Here is a 19,273-nt window from a genome sequence, read left to right as displayed (position 1 = left end):
GGAGTCAGATGCCGAGTTGCCTGGAGTCCTGGAGTCTGGTGATGGCGGCGTCCTCGCCGTCCAGTTCGACCTTCGCCGCGCTCTGGCGGCCGAAGGCGAACAGGAGGAGTTCGGACGGCTCGCCCGTGACGGTCACGACCGGGGTCCCGCGGTGGGCCACCGCCGTCTGGCCGTCCGGGCGGCGCAGCACCACACCGGTCGGCACCCCCCGCCCCAGCAGCCGGGCCGTGCGCTCCAGACGCGCCCACAGGGCGTCCTGGAAGACCGAGTCGAGCTCACGCGGCGACCAGTCGGGCTGGGCGCGGCGCACGTCCTCCGTGTGGACGTAGAACTCGACCGTGTTGGCCGCCTCGTCGAGCTGCTTGAGCTGGAAGGGCGAGAAGCGCGGCGGGCCGGTGCGGATCAGCTGGATCAGCTCCGAGTACGGCTTCGCGACGTACTCCTCCATCACCCGGTCGAGACGCGGGGCCAGCGGCTTGAGCAGGGTGCCGCCCGCGGCGTCGGGGCGGCGCTCGCGCACCACCACGTGCGCCGCGAGATCCCGGGTCCCCCACCCCTCGCACAGGGTCGGGGCGTCCGGACCGGTGGTTTCCAAGAGATCGGCGAACAGGAGCCGTTCACGCTTGGCGAAGGTCGACATGCTGTCAGCCTACGACCACGCTGTGGACACCGCACCGGGCCTGTCGGCCCCGCGCGGCACAATGGCACCCATGACCAGCACGCCCCCGCCCAGCAGCCTCGACCCCGAGATCGCCGCCCGCCTCAAGCGCAGCGCCGACGGGCTCGTCCCCGCGATCGCCCAGCAGTACGACACCGGAGAGGTGCTCATGCTCGGCTGGATGGACGACGAGGCACTGCACCGCACGCTGACCACCGGCCGCTGCACCTACTGGTCCCGCAGCCGCCGGGAGTACTGGGTCAAGGGCGACACCTCCGGGCACGTCCAGTGGGTCAGGTCCGTCGCCCTCGACTGCGACGGGGACACCGTGCTGGTCAAGGTCGACCAGGTCGGCGCCGCCTGCCACACCGGCGCGCGCACCTGCTTCGACGAGGACGTGCTGGTCAAGGACGCCGGCGGCGCCCCGGCCGCACCGGCTCAGTAAGGTCGGCCGCCATGGATCTGGAGACGTTCCGCAAACTCGCCACCGACCGCCGGGTCATCCCCGTCACCCGCACGCTCCTCGCCGACGGCGACACCCCGGTCGCGCTGTACCGCAAGCTGGCCGCCGAACGCCCCGGCACCTTCCTCCTGGAGTCCGCGGAGAACGGCCGCACGGCGTTCAGGTGGTCGCGCTACTCCTTCGTCGGCGTCCGCTCCGCCGCCACCCTCACCACCCGCGACGGGCAGGCGCACTGGCTCGGCACCCCGCCCGTCGGCGTCCCCGTCGACGGCGACCCCCTCGCCGCCCTGCGCGCCACCGTCGAGGCCCTGCACACCCCGCACCAGGAGGGCCAGCCCCCCTTCACCGGCGGCATGGTCGGCTACCTCGGCTACGACATCGTCCGCCGCCTGGAGAAGATCGGCCCCGGCGACCACGACGACCTGCGGCTCCCCGAGCTGACCATGCTCCTCACCAGCGACCTCGCCGTGATGGACCACTGGGAGGGCTCGGTCCTGCTGATCGCCAACGCGATCAACCACAACGACCTCGACACCGGCGTCGACGAGGCCTACGCCGACGCCGTGGCCCGCCTCGACGCCATGGAGGCCGACCTCTCCCGCCCGGTCGCCCAGCCCCCGGCCGTGCTGCCGCCCTCCGAGCTGCCCGAGTACACCGCGCGCTGGGGCGGCCCCGACTTCCGGGACGCCGTCGAGGACATCAAGGAACGCATCCGCGCGGGCGAGGCGTTCCAGGTCGTCCCCTCGCAGCGCTTCGAGACGCCCTGCACCGCGAGCGCCCTCGACGTCTACCGGGTCCTGCGGGCCACCAACCCGTCCCCGTACATGTACCTGTTCCGCTTCCCCGACACGGAGGGCGGCGTCTTCGACGTCGTCGGCTCCAGCCCCGAGGCCCTGGTCAAGGTCGAGGACGGCCACGCCATGGTGCACCCCATCGCCGGCACCCGGCACCGCGGCGCCACTCCGCAGCAGGACCAGGACCTCGCCGAGGAACTGCTCGCCGACCCCAAGGAGCGCGCCGAGCACCTGATGCTCGTCGACCTCGGCCGCAACGACCTCGGACGGGTCTGCGAACCCGGCTCCGTCGAGGTCGTCGACTTCATGTCCGTCGAGCGGTACTCGCACGTCATGCACATCGTCTCGACCGTCACCGGCAAGGTCGCCCGGGGCCGCACCGCCTTCGACGTCCTGACGGCGTGCTTCCCCGCGGGCACCCTCTCCGGCGCCCCCAAGCCCCGGGCCATGCAGATCATCGACGAACTGGAGCCCGCCAGACGGGGGCTGTACGGCGGCTGCGTCGGCTACCTCGACTTCGCGGGCGACTCCGACACCGCCATCGCCATCCGTACGGCGCTGCTGCGCGACGGCACCGCCTACGTGCAGGCCGGCGCCGGCATCGTCGCCGACTCCGACCCGGTCGCCGAGGACCAGGAGTGCCGCAACAAGGCCGCCGCCGTGCTCCGCGCCGTCCACACGGCGAACCGGCTGGGCCGCTAGGCGCCTTCGGGGCGCCGATGGGGCGATTGTCACGTGAACCCCGGGTGACGCGGAACCCGGGGTTCAGGCGATAGTGGAGTACGTGACTGCCGTACCTCACCCCCGTACCGAAGCCGCGGACCCCGCGCGAGCCGGTCGCCGGAGCCTCGCGCTCGCCCTGCTCTGCGGCGCGCTCGGCGCGGCCGTGGCCCTGCTGGCCACCCGGCAGCGCTGGTCGGAGGGCACCGCGTCGGTGGCCGGCGGCGCCTTCCCGCTGACCGTGCGCGGCAGCGACGTCACGGGCGTCCCCGCGGCCCTCGCCGTGGTGGGCCTCGCCGCGCTCGTCGCCGTCTTCGCCGTCCGCCGCTCCGGACGACTGCTGGTCGCCGGGCTCCTGGCGCTCTCCGGCGCCGGCACCGTCGCCGCCGCCCTCATGGGCGCGGACGACGGCTCCGCACTCGACGAGAAGGCCGCGCAGGCCACCGGGGACTCCTCCGCCACCGCCGCCGCGCTCAGCCACACGGGCTGGCCCTACGTCGCGGCGGCCGGCGGTGTGCTGCTGCTGCTCGCCGGGCTCCTCGCCCTGCGCTACGGCCGCCTGTGGCCCGCGATGTCCGGCCGCTACGAGCGGGGCGGCACCCGTCCCGCCCGCACCCCCGCCCCGACCGACCCCGACCGCCCCGAGGACCTCTGGAAGGCCCTGGACCGCGGCGAGGACCCGACGGGCGCGTAGACCCGCCCGGGGCCGGCGCGGCGGCACGACGTGCCGGCCGGCGGGCTTCCGGTGTGGCGAAGCAGACGGGTACCCGCGGTCACGGTGGGCGGGGGCATACAGGACAATGGAACGTGATGAGCGTCCGGCTCACACACGCACACAGCCACGAGGAGCAAGCAATGGCGGGCAGCAACCACGGCCACACCCCGGCCGCCTGGACCGGTGTCATCATCGCCTTCATCGGTTTCTGCGTCGCGGGCGCCTTCATGGTGGGGGCCAACCCGCTCGGCTTCTGGGCCGGCATGGTGATCATCGCCCTCGGCGGTGTGGTCGGCGGCATCATGCGCGCCATGGGCCTCGGCCAGCCGAAGGACGCCCACACGGTGCCCCAGCCGCAGCCCCGCACCGCGGCGGCCACGCCCGAGCCGGCCGGCGCCGAGAGCTGATCCCGCCGTACGCGACCTCGTGCACGGGGGCGGACCCGCACCAGGGCCCGCCCCCGCGGCGCGTCCCCGCCCCGCCCGGGGCACAATGCGAGACGTGAACGCCGACCGTCAGCACGTCGTACCGCGCACGGGCCCCCTGGCCCGGCTGGCCGTCCCGGCCGGGATCCTCGCCGCCGTCGCCGGGGCCTTCGCCTACGTCGGGACCGTGGACCCCAACGAGCCGGGCCACTACCCGGTGTGCCCCCTGTACCGCCTCACCGGCCTGTACTGCCCCGGCTGCGGCGGACTGCGCAGCGCGCACGCGTTCGTCCACGGCGACTTCTCCGCCGCCCTCCACGACAACGCGCCGGCCGTCGCCGCCTACCTCGGCTTCGTGGTCCTGTGGACCCTCTGGGCGGCCCGCGCCGCCCGCGGCCGGCCCGTCAACCTGCGCCTCGGCCCCGCCCAGCTGTGGGGTCTGGGCGCGCTGCTGCTGGTCTTCACCGTCGTCCGGAACCTGCCCTTCGGCGGCTGGCTCCACCCTTGATCGACTCCCCTCCGCCCGGTGTGGCGGAGGGGCGGGCGTCAACCGGATGTGAGGCCCGCGCCCTCCTCCGGATACCATCGCAGTGACCACGGGTTTCGGACCCGGAAGGAACCACCGCCCGGAAAGGGGGCCGCTCGCGTGAGTGTGCTCGACGAGATCATCGACGGAGTCCGTGCCGACCTCGCGGAGCGGCAGGCGCACGTCAGCCTCGACGAGCTGAAGGAGCGCGCGGCGAAGGCGCCCGCCGCCAAGGACGGCGTGGCCGCCCTGCGCGGCGACGGCGTCAAGGTGATCTGCGAGGTCAAGCGCTCCAGCCCGTCCAAGGGCGCGCTCGCCGCGATCGCCGATCCGGCCGGCCTGGCCGCCGACTACGAGGCGGGCGGCGCCGCCGTCATCTCCGTGCTCACCGAACAGCGCCGCTTCGGCGGCTCGCTCGCCGACCTGGAGGCCGTCCGCGCCCGGGTCGACATCCCGGTGCTGCGCAAGGACTTCATCGTCACGTCGTACCAGCTGTGGGAGGCCCGCGCGTACGGCGCCGACCTCGCGCTGCTGATCGTCGCCGCCCTGGAGCAGCCCGCCCTGGAGTCGCTGATCGAGCGTGCCGTCTCCATCGGCCTCACCCCGCTCGTCGAGGTCCACGACGAGGACGAGGTGGACCGCGCCGTGGACGCGGGCGCCAAGGTCATCGGCGTCAACGCGCGCAACCTCAAGACCCTGGAGGTCGACCGCGGCACGTTCGAGCGCGTCGCCCCCGAGATCCCCGAGGGCATCGTCAAGGTCGCCGAGTCCGGCGTGCGCGGCCCGCACGACCTGATCGCCTACGCCAACGCCGGCGCGGACGCCGTCCTGGTCGGCGAGTCCCTGGTCACCGGCCGCGACCCCAGGACGGCCGTCGCCGACCTGGTCGCGGCGGGCGCCCACCCGGCCCTCCGGCACGGCCGGGACTGATCTCCCGCTAGGCTGCCCCCGATGACTCTCACCGTGACCACCGTGGACCGCTACGCCCGTCTGGCGCGCGGCTGCCGCCCGCGGGGCTGCCGCGCCCCGGCGAGGCGGGTGCACGGCCGTCGGGTGCGGTACGTCATCGGTGACGAACCGGGACAGGTGAACGGCCGCCGATGGCAGCGCCCCGTGAGGGGCGCGGGGAACTGCGCGATCAACCACGTCCGGCCCGCGGCCGACTGACGATCCCCGCCCCCACGGCGAACAGTGTCCGTTCACACACTCACCGTGAGGTACACGCATGCCCAGCGACTACTTCTTCCCCGACCCGGAGGGTCGAGTTCCCACCCCCGAAGGCTACTTCGGGGCATTCGGCGGCAAGTTCATCCCGGAGGCCCTCGTCGCCGCCGTGGACGAGGTCGCCGTCGAGTACGACAAGGCCAAGCACGACCCCGAGTTCGCCCGCGAACTCGACGACCTGCTGGTCCACTACACCGGCCGCCCCAGCGCGCTGACCGAGGTCCCGAGGTTCGCCGAACACGCCGGTGGCGCCCGGGTGTTCCTCAAGCGCGAAGACCTCAACCACACCGGCTCCCACAAGATCAACAACGTGCTCGGCCAGGCCCTGCTCACCAAGCGCATGGGCAAGACCCGGGTCATCGCCGAGACCGGCGCCGGCCAGCACGGTGTCGCCACGGCCACCGCCTGCGCCCTGTTCGGCCTCGACTGCACCATCTACATGGGCGAGATCGACACCCGGCGGCAGGCCCTCAACGTCGCCCGCATGCGCATGCTCGGCGCCGAGGTCGTCGCCGTGAAGTCCGGCAGCCGCACCCTCAAGGACGCCATCAACGAGGCGTTCCGCGACTGGGTCGCCAACGTCGACCGCACCCACTACCTGTTCGGCACGGTCGCGGGACCGCACCCGTTCCCGGCGATGGTCCGCGACTTCCACCGCGTCATCGGCGTCGAGGCCCGCCGCCAACTCCTGGAGCACGCGGGCCGGCTGCCCGACGCCGCGATCGCCTGCGTCGGCGGCGGCTCCAACGCCATCGGCCTCTTCCACGCCTTCATCCCCGACGAGGGCGTCCGCCTCATCGGCTGCGAGCCCGCCGGCCACGGCATCGACAGCGGGGAACACGCGGCCACCCTGACCGCGGGCGAGCCCGGCATCCTGCACGGCTCCCGCTCCTACGTCCTCCAGGACGACGAGGGCCAGATCACCGAGCCGTACTCGATCTCGGCCGGACTGGACTACCCGGGCATCGGGCCCGAGCACTCCTACCTCAAGGACAGCGGGCGCGGCGAGTACCGCGCGGTCACCGACGACGCCGCCATGCAGGCCCTGCGCCTGCTGTCGCGCACCGAGGGCATCATCCCGGCCATCGAGAGCGCCCACGCGCTGGCCGGCGCCCTGGAGGTCGGCAAGGAGCTGGGCAAGGACGGGCTGATCGTGGTCAACCTGTCCGGGCGCGGCGACAAGGACATGGACACGGCCGCCCGCTACTTCGGGCTGTACGACACCGACGCCGAGGTCGCGGCCGACGCCGCCGACACCGCCGAGATCGAGGGGGACGCCAAGTGAGCGGCAACATCCAGCTGTTGAGCGACACCCTCGCCGGCGCCCGGGCCGAGGGACGCGCCGCCCTCATCGCCTACCTCCCGGCCGGGTTCCCCACCGTGGACGGCGGCATCGAGGCGATCCGCGCCGTCCTGGACGGCGGCGCCGACGTGGTGGAGGTCGGGCTGCCGCACAGCGACCCAGTCCTCGACGGCCCGGTGATCCAGACCGCCGACGACATCGCCCTGCGCGGCGGCGTCCGGATCGCGGACGTGATGCGCACGGTCCACGAGGCGTCGGTGGCCACCGGGAAGCCGGTGCTCGTCATGACGTACTGGAACCCCATCGACCGCTACGGCGTCGAGCGGTTCACCGCCGAGCTGGCCGAGGCGGGCGGCGCGGGCTGCATCCTGCCCGACCTGCCGGTCCAGGAGTCCGCGCTGTGGCGCGAGCACGCCGAGAAGCACGGCCTCGCCACCGTCTTCGTGGTCGCCCCCAGCAGCAAGGACGAGCGGCTCGGCGAGATCACCGCGGCGGGCAGCGGCTTCGTCTACGCGGCCTCGCTCATGGGTGTCACCGGCACCCGTGAGTCCGTCGGCGCGCAGGCCCAGGACCTGGTGGAACGCACCCGGGCCACCGGCACCGAGCTGCCCGTCTGCGTCGGCCTCGGCGTCTCCGACGCGACGCAGGCCGCCGAGGTCGCCGGCTTCGCCGACGGCGTGATCGTCGGCTCGGCGTTCGTGAAGCGGATGCTGGACGCGCCCGACCCCGCCGCCGGGATCGCGGCCGTGCGGGAACTCGCCGGTGAGCTGGCGAAGGGCGTCCGCGGACAGGCGTGACACGCCGATCACTCGAACGGGTGGACCTGGGACCGGGGAGGCGCGCTGCGCCTCCCCGGTTCGTTCTGGGGGTGTGAGCGAGAAGAACCGTGACGGAAAGCGCACCGCCCGGGAGCGGCTGGCGGTCGAGCGCGAGAAGCAGAGGTCGGCGGAGAAGCGACGGCGGGCGCTGATCGTGGGCGCGAGTGTCGTGTGCGTCCTCGGCCTGGCGGCGGTGATCGGCGTGATCGCCGCCAACGCGGGCAGGAACAAGGGCGGCGAGAGCGCCGGCCCGGCCGTGGCGCCCTCGGGGGCACAGGGCAAGGACGGCCTGGCGGTCCCGGTCGGCGAGGACGGCGCGAAGTCCACGCTCACGGTGTGGGAGGACTTCCGCTGCCCGGCCTGCCAGGCGTTCGAGACGACGTACCGTCCGACGCTCCACGAGCTGACCGACGCGGGCAAGCTCCGGGTCGAGTACCACCTGGTCACGCTGATCGACGGCAACCTCGGCGGCAGCGGCTCCCTGCGCGCGGCCAACGCCGCGGCCTGCGCCCAGGACGCCGGCAAGTTCCGAGACTTCCACGACGTGCTGTACGAGAACCAGCCCAAGGAGACGGACGACGCGTTCGCCGACGACGCCCGGCTGATCGAGCTGGCGGGCAAGGTGGACGGGCTCGACACGCCCGCGTTCCAGAAGTGCGTCAAGGACGGCACGCACAACAGCTGGGTGCAGAAGTCCAACAAGGCGTTCCGGGCCGGCGGCTTCACGGGCACGCCGACGGTGCTGCTGAACGGCAAGAACATCTACCAGGACCAGACGATGACCCCGGCCAGGCTCAAGCAGATGGTGGAGGCCGCACAGGGCTGACGGGCGGGCGAATTCCGTGTCCCTGTTATGGACCCGTAGCCGGGCCGCCTGCCGTGTGCCCGGTCCGGCACGGTAGCGTCGACCCTGCCATGGAACTTTCCTACATTCCCAGCCCGTCGCGCGGGGTGCTGCACCTCGGTCCTCTTCCGCTGCGCGGCTACGCGTTCTGCATCATCATCGGTGTCTTCGTCGCCGTCTGGCTCGGCAACCGGCGCTGGATCGCCCGCGGTGGACGCTCGGGCACGGTGGCCGACATCGCGGTCTGGGCCGTGCCGTTCGGCCTGGTCGGCGGTCGCCTGTACCACGTGATCACGGACTACGAGCTGTACTTCAGCGACGGCCGTGACTGGGTGAACGCCTTCAAGGTGTGGGAGGGCGGCCTCGGCATCTGGGGCGCGATCGCGCTCGGCGCGCTCGGCGCGTGGATCGGGGCGCGGCGCCGGGGCATCCCGATGCCCGCCTACGCCGACGCCGTCGCGCCCGGCATCGCCTTCGCGCAGGCCATCGGCCGCTGGGGCAACTGGTTCAACCAGGAGCTGTACGGGCGCGAGACCCACGTTCCATGGGCGCTGCACATCACCTCCTCCGAGGGCGGCCGGGTGCCGGGCTACTACCACCCGACGTTCCTGTACGAGTCGCTGTGGTGCATCGGGGTCGCCCTGCTGGTGATGTGGGCGGACCGCCGGTTCCGGCTGGGGCACGGGCGGGCGTTCGCGCTGTACGTCGCCGCGTACTGCGTGGGCCGGTTCTGGATCGAGTACATGCGGGTCGACGACGCGCACCACATCCTGGGGCTGCGGCTCAACGACTGGACCGCGCTGGTCGTGTTCCTGCTGGCGGTGACGTACATCGTCGTCTCGGCGAAGAAGCGGCCGGGCCGCGAGGCCGTGGTGGAACCGGATGCCTCCGGCGGTGCGGCCGAGGGCGCGGTGGACGCCGATGCCGAGAAGTCCGGCGAGCTGGAGGACAAGTCGGCGGAGCCGGAGGAGAAGGCGGACGCCGAGTCCTCGGAAGGATCCGGGAGCAAGGACGAGGCGGAGTCCTCCGGAGCGGCGAAGAAGATCTGATCGCTCGTGGTACGACGTCGAGGGCGCCCGGAGAAGCTCCGGGCGCCCTCGACGTGTATGGCCTGGGACAGGCGTCAGCGGCGGTTGGTCAGGGAGAGGGTTCTTTGGGCCGCTGTCACCGTCGCCGCGTCGATGAAGCTGCCGTCCGGGAGGGCCTGGGCGCCCTGGGACGTCGTGGCCGCCTTGACGATCCGCTCCGCCTGTTCCAGTTCCGCCTCCGTGGGGAGGTAGGCGCGCTCGATGACCGGGAGCTGGCGGGGGTGGATCGCGGCCCGGCCCAGGAAGCCGAGGGCGCGGCCGTGGGCGCAGGACGCGGCCAGGCCCTCCAGGTCACGGATGTCGGGGTGCACCGACTGCGGCGGCGGCGCGAGCCCCGCCGCACGGGCCGCGACCACGATCCGGGAGCGGCACCAGTCGAGGCCGGCGTCGGCCCGGACCCCCAGGTCGGCCCGGAGGTCCGCCTCGCCGAGGGAGACGCCCCGCAGGGCTGGGTGCGCGGCGGCGATGGCGTAGGCGTGCTCGATGCCCAGCGCCGATTCGAGCAGGGCGTAGAGACCGAGCCCCGTGGCCTCGGCGATCCGTACCACCTCCGCGGCCGACGTCACCTTCGGCAGCCGCAGCCCGGAGACGCCCGGCAGCTCGGCCAGCGCCGTCAGGTCCGCCGCCGCCCACGGCCCGCCCGTGCCGTTGACCCGGACGTGCACCCGCACCGGCTGGGGCTCGGACAGCAGCTCGGCGGTGACGGCGCGGGCGTACTCCTTGCGGTCGGGCGCGACCGCGTCCTCCAGGTCGATCACCACCACGTCCGCCCCGCAGACCAGCGCCTTGGCCACGACGTGCGGGCGGTCGCCGGGGACGTAGAGCCAGGTCAGCGGGAAAGGCGTCACAGGGCGCCCTCCTCGCGCAGCGCGTCCAGCTCCGCCGGGGTGAGACCCAGTTCCGTCAGGACCTCCTCGGTGTCCGCGCCGTGCGGACGGCCCGCCCAGCGGATCCCGCCGGGGGTCGCGGAGAGCCGGAACAGGACGTTCTGCATGCGCAGCGGGCCCAGCTCCGGGTCCTCGACGGTGGTGACCGTGTCCAGGGCGGCGTACTGGGGGTCGCCCAGCACGTCCCGTACGTCCTGGACCGGGGCCACCGCCGCCTCGGCCTTCTCGAAGGCGGCGAGCACGTCCTCGCGGGTGCGGGAGGCGATCCAGCGGCCGACCGCCTCGTCCAGGACGTCGGCGTGCGCGGCCCGGTCCACGCCGGTCGCGAACCACGGCTCCTCGATCAGCTCCGGCCGCCCGACCAGGTGCATCACCCGCTCGGCGATCGACTGCGCCGAGGTGGATACGGCGACCCAGGAGCCGTCGGCCGTGCGGTAGGTGTTGCGGGGCGCGTTGTTGGCGGACCGGTTCCCGGTGCGGTCCTGTACGTAGCCGAGCTGGTCGTACCAGGTGGGCTGCGGGCCGAGGACCGTGAGGATCGGCTCGATGATCGCCATGTCGACGACCTGGCCCTCGCCGGTGCGGGCGCGGGCGGCGAGCGCTGTCAGCACCGCGTACGCCGTGGCGAGGCCGGCGATGGAATCGGCGAGGCCGAAGGGCGGCAGCGTCGGCGGGGCGTCCGGCTCCCCGGTGATCGCCGCGAAGCCGCTCATCGCCTCGGCGAGGGTGCCGAAGCCGGGGCGGTGGGCGTAGGGGCCGAACTGGCCGAAGGCCGTGACCCGGGCGAGGACCAGCCGGGGGTTGGCGGCGGACAGCTCCTCCCAGCCCAGGTCCCACTTCTCCAGGGTGCCGGGGCGGAAGTTCTCCACGATCACGTCGGCGGTCGCGGCCAGCCGCAGCAGGGTGGCCCGGCCGCCGGGTGTGGACAGGTCGAGGGTGATGGTCCGCTTGTTGCGGCCGAGCACCTTCCACCACAGGCCGATGCCGTCCTTGGCCGGGCCGTGGCCGCGGGACGGGTCGGGTCTGCGGGGGTGCTCCACCTTGACGACCTCGGCGCCGAAGTCGCCGAGCAGGGTGGCGGCCAGCGGGCCGGCGAACAGGGTGGCGAGGTCGAGGACGCGCAGTCCGTCGAGCGGGCGGGCGCTGGTCGTGCCGGTCATGCCGTGTACCGCTCCTCGATCTCCGGGCGGTACGGCATCGACACCGACGCGCCTTCCCGCTGCACCGAGATCGCCGCCGCGGCGGCGGCCCAGGTCAGCGCCTCGCGGATCGGGCGCTCCTCGCCGAGCGCCACCGTGAGCGCCCCGACGAAGGTGTCGCCCGCGCCCGTCGAGTCCACGGCGTTCACGTGCGGCGCGGGGACGACGAGGGGTTCGGCGTCCCGGGTGACGTACAGACAGCCGACCTCGCCCAGGGTGACGACCACCTCGGGCACCAGGTCGAGCAGGGCGTGGGCCGCGTCGCGCGGGTCGGGGCGGCCGGTGAGGGTGGCGGCCTCGTACTCGTTGGGCACCAACAGGTCCGTGGCGTCGAGGAGTTCGGGTGGCAACGGTTGGGCGGGCGCGGGGGTGAGGACCGTGCGGACCCCGTGTCGGCGGGCCGCGAGGGCGCCCGCGAGGACGCCGTCCAGGGGGATCTCCAGTTGCAGCAGCAGGGCGTCGGCGGAGGCGATCACGCCCTCGTCGCCGGGGGTGAGGTGGTCGAGGGTGCCGTTGGCGCCGGGGATGACGACGATCGCGTTGCCGCCCTCGTCGTCCACGACGATGTGCGCGGTGCCGGACGGGCCCTCCACGGTGCGCAGGGAGTCGGTGTCCACACCGGAGTGTTCGAGGCCGTCGCGCAGCCGGGTGCCGAAGGCGTCGTTGCCGACCGCGCCGATCATGGAGACGGTGGCGCCCGCGCGGGCCGCCGCGATCGCCTGGTTGGCGCCCTTGCCGCCGGGGACCGTGACGAACTCCCGTCCGGTGACGGTCTCTCCGCGCTGCGGGGCCTTCGCGACGTAGGTGACGAGGTCCATGTTCATGCTGCCGAGCACGGCGATGTGGGTCATGGGCGGGTCGCCTCCAGACGGGTGAGACGGGCGAGGGAGTCGAAGCCGGTGCCGTGGAAGTCGGCGACGCTGGTGGCGAGCCGGTTCTTGAGCGGGGCGGTCCAGCGGTCGGGGAGGGCGGTGGGGGTGCCCGCGAGGAGGCCGGAGACGCTGCCCGCGGTCGCGCCGTTGGAGTCGGTGTCCCAGCCCCCGGACACCGCGCGGCAGACGGAGCGGGTGAAGTCGCCGTCCGCGTGGGTGAGGGCGGCGGCGATGAGCGCGGTGTTGGGGATCGCGTGCACCCAGTGGTACGTGGGGGAGTGCACGGCGTGGAGCGCGTCCACGACGTCGTCGAAGTCCTCGTGGGCGTGGGCCAGCCGCATCGCCTCGTCGACGGCGCGGGCCAGCCGGGAGCGGGGCGGGACCACCGTGCGGCCGGTGGCGAGGCAGGCGTGGACGTCGTGGGTGCCGGTCGCGGCGGCGGCGATGACGGCGGCGGTGAACATCGCCGCGTAGACGCCGTTGGCGGTGTGGGTCAGCACGGCGTCGCGGTGGGCCTGTTCGGCGGCGGCCGCCGGGTCGCCGGGGTTGGTCCAGCCGTGCACGTCGGCGCGGATGAGGGCGCCGATCCACTCGCGGAACGGGTTGCGGTGGCGGGCCGTGCGCGGGGGTTCCACGCCGGAGAGGAGGTTGCGGTAGGCGACGCGTTCGGCGGTGAAGGCGCGGCCGGCAGGGAGTTCGTCGAGCCAGAGCCGTGCGACGTCCGTGGTGGTGAAGGCCCGCCCGTGGCGCTGGAGCAGGAGGAGCCCGAGGAGGGGGTAGTTGAGGTCGTCGTCCTCGGGCATGCCGTCGATGTTCTCGGCGAGGGAGGTGGGGGCCGAGCGGCGGTTCCAGGGGTACGCCGCCGTCAGCTCCTCCGGGACGCCCCTGGCCGTGAAGTAGGCGGAGAGGGGCCAGTTGCCGGTGGACCGGGCGAGGCGGCGGATGCCGTCGAGAGGAAGCTTCTCGACGGGTTTCCCGAGCAGACACCCGACGGCCCTGCCGACCCAGGCGGCCTCGAAGGCGCCGGACGGGGGAACCGGGCGGACCCGTGGATCAGCCGCTCGCACCGCCGACGCGCCGTCCGTGCCGGCGCTCTCCCAGGACCCCGGCCCCGGCTCGGCTCCGCCAGGGGGGATCCCCGCCGCCCCGACGGTACGACCTGCCGACGGCCGACCGGGCCGGGTCGGGCCGGCGGGGCTGTCCGAGGGCCGAGCGGGTCGGACCGTGGCGGCGGGGCCGTCCGCTGGCCCACCGGGCGGGTGCGGGGCGGCGGTGATCGCGGGGTGTGCCGGCCAAGCGGGGCACAGGGCCTTGATCCTCGCCAGGTCCGTCGGTTCGTCGTCCCGCAGGTCGCTGGGGAGGTCGGCGAGTTCGTCGAGGAGGTCCTCCGCCAGTTGGCGCAGGTAGCGGGAGGCCCGGGTGGGGGAGGCGCCGGCCCTGGCGGGGGCCTCCCGGCCGCCCGCCGCGTGCCATCGCCGCTCGATCACCAAGGGCTCCCGGCCGTCCTGACGGGCCTGGCGGATCTCGTGCGGGAGCAGGTCCTCCGGCTGGACCCAGGTCAGTCGGAGCATTCCGCGCCCCCGAGTGCGCCGAACGCCCGCTCGTGGGACCGGCGGCGCCGCACGTCCCGGGCGAAGACCTCGCGGGCCACTCCGGCGAGCGCGCGGGCCGGTTCCCACAGGTCCAGCCGGCTCGCCTCGGCCACCGTCTTCGCCCAGTCCTCCGGCACCGGCGAGCCCAGGGCCCCGGCCAGCGCCCCGGCCATCGTCGCGATGGAGTCGCAGTCCCGGCCGTAGTTGACCGACCCCAGCACCGCCCGCCGGTGGTCGCCGCCGGCGATCAGCAGCATGCCCAGGGCGACCGGAAGCTCCTCGATCGAGTGGAGCCGTGAGGGGCGGCGGGCGCCGAGCGAGGGGGCGCGGTAGTCGGGGCCGACCGTGTCGTACGGGGCCACCGCCTCCCGGACCGGACCGATCGCCGACTCGAACTCCCCGTGCCGGGCGGCGACTTCGCAGACCTTCTCGATCGCCGCCCGGGTGCCGTCCTTCGCCAGGTCCAGGCAGACGGCCACCACCGACTCCGGGGTGGCGCCGGGCGAGGCCGCCGCCGCCACCGCCGCCGCGAAGACGCCCGCCGCCTCCCTGCCGTACGACGACTGGTGGGCGCCCGCGACGTCCAGCGCCTCGGCGTACGCGGCGGCCGGGTTGCCCGCGTTGACGAGGCCGACCGGCGCCATGTACATCGCCGCACCGCAGTTGACGATGTTGCCCGCGCCCGCCTCCCGGGGGTCGACGTGGCCGTAGTGGAGCCGGGCCACCAGCCACTTCTCGGCGAGGAAGACCCGCTGGAGCGGCAGCGCCTCCGCCTCCAGCTCAGGGATCCAGCGCGGGGTGGTCATCAGGTCCGGGACCAGGTGCTCGGCGACCGCGTACGCGTCGAGGTGGTCGCGGACACGGGCGTACACCCGTACCAGGGCGTGCGTCATCAAGGTGTCGTCCGTGACGTGCCCGTCGCCCTTGTGGTACGGGGCGATGGGGCGGGCCGTGCGCCAGGCGTCGCCGTTCCAGGGGCCGACGACGCCGTGCACCCGGCCGCCGTGGCGCTGGAGGATCTGGTCGGGGGAGTAGCCCTCGACGGGACCGCCGAGCGCGTCGCCGACGGCGGCACCCACGAGCGCTCCGGTGATCCGTTCGTCGAGACCGGGGCCGCTGCTTTCTTCTCCTTTGGGCGTCATGCCCCGAATCATCCCCCTGGAAGGGCCGGTTGTGTGGCTTCCAGGAGTTCGGCGAGTTCCACGAGGTCGGTCCCGGTCAGCCGCGGGAGCGCGCAGCCGGAGAGGGTGCGGCAGGCGTCGCGCCAGGCGGCCGGGATCGTGTCGCCGCCGCCCAGCGCCCCGGTCAGGGCGCCCACCAGCGCCGGGGCGGAGTCGGCGACCCGGGACAGACAGGCCGCGGCGGGCACGGCCTCGGCGATCGCGCCGCGGGCGGCGGTGGCCAGGGCGAGGGCGACCGGGACCGTCTCGGCGGCGGCGATGCCGTAGCTGTAGACGTGGTCCACGATCTGGTGTTCGAGCAGGGGGATCAGGGCGAACGCGGAGTCGGTGCCGTGCGCGAGGGCCAGCGCGTGGCGGGCGTTGCGGCCGATCTCCGTCGCCTCGGGCAGCTCGGCGAGCGCGGCCGTCACACACGCCCCGGTGTCGGCGCCGGCCAGGGCCAGGGAGAGCGCCGCCGCCATCGCCCGCGCGCCGTGCACACCGTCGCCGTCCTGGGTGTAGCGGGCGTCGAACTCCGCGAGCCCCGCGGCCCGTCCGGGATCGCCGACGTGCGCGACCGCGAGGGCGCAGGCACGGACGCAGGCCGCGTCGTCGAAGTAGTGCGGGTTGTCGTGGCCGGTGGCGGGCGGGCGCAGTCCCGCGGCGAGGTTGCCGAGGCCCGCGCGCACCGAGATGCGGGCGCGCAGCGGCAGCACCGCCGACTCGACCTCGGGGGCGCGGTCGGCCGCCGCGGCGACCTCGGAGGCCACGGCGCTCCAGGTCAGGTCGATGGCGGCGCGGGTACGGCGCTCCCGGCTCAGGTCGCCGAGCGCGCTGTCGTCGCCGGCCCGCAGGACGGCCTCGGCCGCGAACACCGCCCACTCGGCGTCGTCGGAGGGGCCGAGGCGCAGGGGCTCGGGGGGCTGGTTGAGGGCGATGGGGACGGGGAGCGTGGTCGTCGCGTTCTGCTCGGCGAAGGTGTCCAGTTCGCGGGTGAGCCGCCGCGTCCACTCGGGCATCCGCGCGGCCCGGTGCCGCGCGGCGGGCCATCCGGCGGCGTCCCCGGCGGCCAGCCCGAGAAGAAGACCTTCGATACGACGGGACATGAACACACCTCGTGGTCGACGGAACGGAAGCCCGCGGCGCTTCGCCGGGGACCGGGGTGGACCGGGGCCGGGGTGCCCCCCCCGGCTCACCGAGGACCCCGTCCCGGTGAGAGCCGCACACCTCGACGGGACGGGGGCGCACATCGTCGGGGCGGGTCGGCGGGTCGGCGGGTCGGCGGGTCGGCGGGTCGGCGAGTCGGCGAGGCCGGGCGGCGGTGGGGGTGGGGGTGGGGGTGCGATGCCGCGGGTCGGGGCCCGGCGGCCGGGGGCCGTCCGGCGTCGGGGAGCGGGGCGGACATCACGGTGGGCGTCGGCGCGCCTGCGGTCGGGGGACGCCTTGTGGCCGGAGGAGCGGTGCGCGGGTCGCGCTCCGTCGTGGGGCCGGGTCGCCGGTGGGCGGTGGCGCTTCGTCGTCGGGGAGGCCCCGGCAGTGGGTCGTCGGCTGCCCCCGCCCTGGGGGGGGCAGCCGTGGGTCAGGTGGGGGTGTGGTCTCCTTCGGCCGGGACGTGGGCCGTCGGGGCCGGGCGGTCGTGGTGGGTGTCCTCGGAGGCCAGGACGCGTGTCGCGTCCGGTACGTTCGCGCCGCCCACCAGCAGCTCCGCCACGTCCAGCACGTGGTGGCCCGCCATGGAGGGCAGACAGCTGCCGCGGGCGGGCCCGATCGCCGCGGCCCAGTCGCCGGGGATCGCGGACTCGCCCTGGGTGGCCCCGGCCAGCGCGCCCGCCACCGCGGCGGTGGTGTCGGCGTCCCGGCCCATGTTGACCGCGGTGAGGACGGCCTGCCGGAAGTCGCCGTCGGCCGCCGCGTAGGCGCCGAAGGCGAGCGCGACCGCCTCGGGCGCCAGGTCGGTCCACGGGTAGCCGCCGATGACGACGGCCGAGCGCACCGCCCGCTCCCCGCGGTGCGCGACGGCCACCGCCCGGCGCAGCGAGCGTGCCGTCCAGGAGTCGTCGGGCACGACGGCGAGCGCGGCGGCGACGACCGCGATGGTGGGGGCGCCCGCCATCGCCGCGGCGACCCCGGCCGCGACCGCCTGCCCGCCGTAGATGCCCTCGCCGTCGTGGCTGACCGAGCCGTCGATGGCGACCAGCCGGGCCGCCTCGGCGGGGCGGCCCGCCGCGAACACCCCGAACGGCGCCGCCCGCATCGCGAGACCGTCGCTCCAGGCGTGCCGGTGCTGGGCGGAGATGGGCGCGGCCAGCCCCCGGCGCAGGTTCTCCAGGGTGCCGCGCTCGCTGAAGCCCGCGCCGCGGAAGCGCCCCTCGGCCCGGCCGGCGATCCACTCGTGCCAGGCCGCCTCCACATGGGCCGGGGTGAGGGCGCCGCCGTGCCGGGCGAGCAGCAGCCCGGAGAAGATCGCGTACTCGGTGTCGTCCGTGCCGGCCGGCTTCTCGGCGACGTATCCGGTGATACGGCCCCAGCGCGCGCGGATCTCGGAGGGCTTCATGTTCTCCGCGGGCGCCCCGAGCGCGTCCCCGACGGCCAGACCGAGCAGCGCCCCCCGGGCCCGCTCCCGCAGCTCGTCGACGTCCCCCGGCGCGGGGACCGATGGGACTGACGGGACCGACACGACTGACGGGACAGGTGGGGCAGAGGAAACGGACAGGACCGGTGGTGTCGCCGAAACGGACGGGACGGCGGAGACGGCGGGGACGGAAGAGGCGGAGGAGACGTGGGTGATCGGGGCCATAGAGATGCCTCTCCGTCGGGGACCTTTGCGGATGTGTCCCACCGCGAGGGCCGCGTCCGAGCATCACGGAGCCGAGCATCACCCGGTCGACATCTGCGCGGAGTAGCTCACGAATGAGCGATCAAGCACAAAACCGCAGGTTAGCCGAGCCTTTCCTTGCTGGCGCGGCGGAAATAGTGGGCGTAGGTTGAGCGTTATCCAAACATAGAACATGTCCAAAGTTAGCTTTGGCTAAGCTTGCTGGGGGAATTTCATGGCCATCATCGAGACCGAGGCGACGCTCCACGAGGCGCACCGCGACAACCACACCCACCGCGACGTCAACGGCGGCTGGCTGCGCCCCGCCGTCTTCGGCGCGATGGACGGCCTGGTCTCCAACCTCGCCCTGATGACCGGTGTCGCGGGCGGTGCCGTCGGTCAGCACACCATTGTCATCACCGGTCTCGCGGGCCTCGCGGCCGGCGCCTTCTCGATGGCGGCCGGCGAGTACACCTCCGTCGCCTCCCAGCGCGAACTGGTCGAGGCCGAGCTGGACGTGGAGCGGCGCGAGCTGCGCAAGCACCCCCAGGACGAGCAGGCGGAACTCGCCTCCCTCTACGAGGCCCGCGGCGTCGAGCCGGAGCTGGCCCGCGAGGTCGCCCGGCAGCTCTCCAGGGACCCCGAGCAGGCCCTGGAGATACACGCCCGCGAGGAGCTGGGCATCGACCCCGGCGACCTGCCCTCTCCGCTGGTCGCGGCCGTGTCCTCGTTCGGCTCCTTCGCGCTCGGCGCCCTGCTGCCGGTGCTGCCGTACCTGCTCGGCGCGACCGTGCTGTGGCCCGCCCTGCTGCTGGCGCTCGCCGGGCTGTTCGGCTGCGGTGCCGTCGTGGCCAGGGTGACGGCGCGGACCTGGTGGTTCAGCGGACTGCGGCAGCTGGCGCTGGGCGGTGCGGCGGCCGGTGTGACGTATGCCCTGGGCAGCCTGTTCGGAACGGTCGTAGGATAGGTGCGCCGCTAGCTATGCGTCGGACCGAATAAGTAGCCGTTACCTGCTGGTTTCGAGCGCTTGACCACCGGGCATGAGCCGTAAGCGCTGCGGGCAATGACGCCTGCCGAGCACCCGCGAGGTGGGCCGATGACGCTCCCCCCGCCCTCAGGGCCGAGCCGCACCGATCCGATCGATCTCGTCCGGACCGGCCCCCACCCACG

Annotated in this window: 20 protein-coding genes; 12 read left to right on the top strand and 8 right to left on the bottom strand. The window is 74.2% G+C overall.

What is annotated here, in order from left to right:
- Positions 1 to 4: 4 nt before the first annotated feature.
- Positions 5 to 640, bottom strand: coding sequence for a TIGR03085 family metal-binding protein (locus AB0F77_RS17215; RefSeq protein WP_361948422.1), 636 nt, complete (start codon positions 638 to 640; stop codon positions 5 to 7).
- A gap of 70 nt (positions 641 to 710) precedes the next feature.
- On the opposite strand from AB0F77_RS17215, the gene hisI reads away from it, so the two are divergent.
- The 11 genes from hisI to lgt all read left to right on the top strand — a co-directional run bounded on the left by hisI (position 711) and on the right by lgt (position 9,539).
- The gene (gene hisI / locus AB0F77_RS17210; RefSeq protein ID WP_361948419.1) at positions 711 to 1,103 is read left to right on the top strand and encodes a phosphoribosyl-AMP cyclohydrolase; all 393 of its coding nucleotides are present in this window, start codon (positions 711 to 713) and stop codon (positions 1,101 to 1,103) included.
- Between the two features lie 11 nt (positions 1,104 to 1,114).
- Positions 1,115 to 2,617 carry an anthranilate synthase component I gene (locus AB0F77_RS17205; protein WP_361948416.1) on the top strand — a complete coding sequence of 501 codons (1,503 nt, stop codon included), beginning with the start codon at positions 1,115 to 1,117 and terminating at the stop codon, positions 2,615 to 2,617.
- A gap of 73 nt (positions 2,618 to 2,690) precedes the next feature.
- The gene (locus AB0F77_RS17200; RefSeq protein WP_361948413.1) at positions 2,691 to 3,329 is read left to right on the top strand and encodes a TIGR02234 family membrane protein; all 639 of its coding nucleotides are present in this window, start codon (positions 2,691 to 2,693) and stop codon (positions 3,327 to 3,329) included.
- Positions 3,330 to 3,490: 161 nt separating this feature from the next.
- Positions 3,491 to 3,757, top strand: coding sequence for an HGxxPAAW family protein (locus tag AB0F77_RS17195; RefSeq protein WP_361948410.1), 267 nt, complete (start codon positions 3,491 to 3,493; stop codon positions 3,755 to 3,757).
- Between the two features lie 85 nt (positions 3,758 to 3,842).
- Positions 3,843 to 4,283, top strand: coding sequence for a DUF2752 domain-containing protein (locus AB0F77_RS17190; RefSeq protein WP_361948407.1), 441 nt, complete (start codon positions 3,843 to 3,845; stop codon positions 4,281 to 4,283).
- Between the two features lie 138 nt (positions 4,284 to 4,421).
- Positions 4,422 to 5,231 (top strand): indole-3-glycerol phosphate synthase TrpC, encoded by an 810-nt coding sequence (gene trpC / locus AB0F77_RS17185; RefSeq protein ID WP_361948404.1) that lies wholly within the window; start codon positions 4,422 to 4,424, stop codon positions 5,229 to 5,231.
- Positions 5,232 to 5,252: 21 nt separating this feature from the next.
- Positions 5,253 to 5,468 carry a tryptophan synthase subunit(beta) gene (locus AB0F77_RS17180; RefSeq protein ID WP_361948401.1) on the top strand — a complete coding sequence of 72 codons (216 nt, stop codon included), beginning with the start codon at positions 5,253 to 5,255 and terminating at the stop codon, positions 5,466 to 5,468.
- Between the two features lie 58 nt (positions 5,469 to 5,526).
- On the top strand, positions 5,527 to 6,810 hold the full coding sequence (gene trpB, locus AB0F77_RS17175; protein WP_361948398.1) for a tryptophan synthase subunit beta: 1,284 nt from the start codon (positions 5,527 to 5,529) through the stop codon (positions 6,808 to 6,810).
- Entirely contained in the window at positions 6,807 to 7,625 is an 819-nt protein-coding gene (gene trpA, locus AB0F77_RS17170) for a tryptophan synthase subunit alpha (protein WP_361948395.1), read from the top strand. The genes trpB and trpA overlap by 4 nt, the downstream gene beginning before the upstream one ends.
- 73 nt (positions 7,626 to 7,698) lie before the next feature.
- Positions 7,699 to 8,472: a thioredoxin domain-containing protein gene (locus tag AB0F77_RS17165; RefSeq protein WP_361948393.1), complete on the top strand. Its 774-nt coding sequence runs from the start codon at positions 7,699 to 7,701 to the stop codon at positions 8,470 to 8,472.
- Between the two features lie 89 nt (positions 8,473 to 8,561).
- Entirely contained in the window at positions 8,562 to 9,539 is a 978-nt protein-coding gene (lgt, locus tag AB0F77_RS17160) for a prolipoprotein diacylglyceryl transferase (RefSeq protein ID WP_361948390.1), read from the top strand.
- A 74-nt stretch (positions 9,540 to 9,613) separates the two neighbouring features.
- On the opposite strand, the gene AB0F77_RS17155 is transcribed toward lgt, so the two are convergent.
- The 7 genes from AB0F77_RS17155 to AB0F77_RS17125 all read right to left on the bottom strand — a co-directional run bounded on the left by AB0F77_RS17155 (position 9,614) and on the right by AB0F77_RS17125 (position 17,965).
- A complete protein-coding gene (locus tag AB0F77_RS17155; RefSeq protein ID WP_361948387.1) occupies positions 9,614 to 10,426 on the bottom strand; it encodes a CoA ester lyase in 813 nt (270 codons plus the stop codon).
- Positions 10,423 to 11,625 (bottom strand): CoA transferase, encoded by a 1,203-nt coding sequence (locus AB0F77_RS17150; protein WP_361948384.1) that lies wholly within the window; start codon positions 11,623 to 11,625, stop codon positions 10,423 to 10,425. Before AB0F77_RS17150 ends, AB0F77_RS17155 begins: the two co-directional genes overlap by 4 nt.
- A complete protein-coding gene (rbsK, locus tag AB0F77_RS17145; protein WP_361948381.1) occupies positions 11,622 to 12,515 on the bottom strand; it encodes a ribokinase in 894 nt (297 codons plus the stop codon). The genes AB0F77_RS17150 and rbsK overlap by 4 nt, the downstream gene beginning before the upstream one ends.
- Positions 12,512 to 14,107, bottom strand: coding sequence for an ADP-ribosylglycohydrolase family protein (locus AB0F77_RS17140; protein ID WP_361948378.1), 1,596 nt, complete (start codon positions 14,105 to 14,107; stop codon positions 12,512 to 12,514). The genes rbsK and AB0F77_RS17140 overlap by 4 nt, the downstream gene beginning before the upstream one ends.
- Entirely contained in the window at positions 14,095 to 15,270 is a 1,176-nt protein-coding gene (locus AB0F77_RS17135; protein ID WP_361948375.1) for an ADP-ribosylglycohydrolase family protein, read from the bottom strand. The genes AB0F77_RS17140 and AB0F77_RS17135 overlap by 13 nt, the downstream gene beginning before the upstream one ends.
- A gap of 8 nt (positions 15,271 to 15,278) precedes the next feature.
- Entirely contained in the window at positions 15,279 to 16,394 is a 1,116-nt protein-coding gene (locus AB0F77_RS17130) for an ADP-ribosylglycohydrolase family protein (protein WP_361948372.1), read from the bottom strand.
- 473 nt (positions 16,395 to 16,867) lie between these two features.
- A complete protein-coding gene (locus tag AB0F77_RS17125) occupies positions 16,868 to 17,965 on the bottom strand; it encodes an ADP-ribosylglycohydrolase family protein (protein WP_361948369.1) in 1,098 nt (365 codons plus the stop codon).
- Between the two features lie 373 nt (positions 17,966 to 18,338).
- On the opposite strand from AB0F77_RS17125, the gene AB0F77_RS17120 reads away from it, so the two are divergent.
- Complete coding sequence (locus AB0F77_RS17120) at positions 18,339 to 19,070, top strand: VIT1/CCC1 transporter family protein (RefSeq protein ID WP_361948366.1); 732 nt, start codon at positions 18,339 to 18,341, stop codon at positions 19,068 to 19,070.
- Positions 19,071 to 19,273 lie beyond the last annotated feature (203 nt).

It is taken from the genome of Streptomyces sp. NPDC026672, assembly GCF_040638185.1.
Classification (GTDB): Bacteria; Actinomycetota; Actinomycetes; order Streptomycetales; family Streptomycetaceae; genus Streptomyces.
Note: the sequence above shows the minus strand (reverse complement) of the source record. Positions and strands in the feature narration are given on the sequence as shown.

Coding starts and splice junctions, on each gene's coding strand:
- AB0F77_RS17215 (WP_361948422.1), bottom strand. CDS start 640: ATGTCGACCTTCGCCAAGCGTGAACGGCTCCTGTTCGCCGATCTCTTG.
- hisI (WP_361948419.1), top strand. CDS start 711: ATGACCAGCACGCCCCCGCCCAGCAGCCTCGACCCCGAGATCGCCGCC.
- AB0F77_RS17205 (WP_361948416.1), top strand. CDS start 1,115: ATGGATCTGGAGACGTTCCGCAAACTCGCCACCGACCGCCGGGTCATC.
- AB0F77_RS17195 (WP_361948410.1), top strand. CDS start 3,491: ATGGCGGGCAGCAACCACGGCCACACCCCGGCCGCCTGGACCGGTGTC.
- AB0F77_RS17190 (WP_361948407.1), top strand. CDS start 3,843: ATGCGAGACGTGAACGCCGACCGTCAGCACGTCGTACCGCGCACGGGC.
- AB0F77_RS17180 (WP_361948401.1), top strand. CDS start 5,253: ATGACTCTCACCGTGACCACCGTGGACCGCTACGCCCGTCTGGCGCGC.
- trpB (WP_361948398.1), top strand. CDS start 5,527: ATGCCCAGCGACTACTTCTTCCCCGACCCGGAGGGTCGAGTTCCCACC.
- lgt (WP_361948390.1), top strand. CDS start 8,562: ATGGAACTTTCCTACATTCCCAGCCCGTCGCGCGGGGTGCTGCACCTC.
- AB0F77_RS17150 (WP_361948384.1), bottom strand. CDS start 11,625: ATGACCGGCACGACCAGCGCCCGCCCGCTCGACGGACTGCGCGTCCTC.
- rbsK (WP_361948381.1), bottom strand. CDS start 12,515: ATGACCCACATCGCCGTGCTCGGCAGCATGAACATGGACCTCGTCACC.
- AB0F77_RS17140 (WP_361948378.1), bottom strand. CDS start 14,107: ATGCTCCGACTGACCTGGGTCCAGCCGGAGGACCTGCTCCCGCACGAG.
- AB0F77_RS17135 (WP_361948375.1), bottom strand. CDS start 15,270: ATGACGCCCAAAGGAGAAGAAAGCAGCGGCCCCGGTCTCGACGAACGG.
- AB0F77_RS17130 (WP_361948372.1), bottom strand. CDS start 16,394: ATGTCCCGTCGTATCGAAGGTCTTCTTCTCGGGCTGGCCGCCGGGGAC.
- AB0F77_RS17120 (WP_361948366.1), top strand. CDS start 18,339: ATGGCCATCATCGAGACCGAGGCGACGCTCCACGAGGCGCACCGCGAC.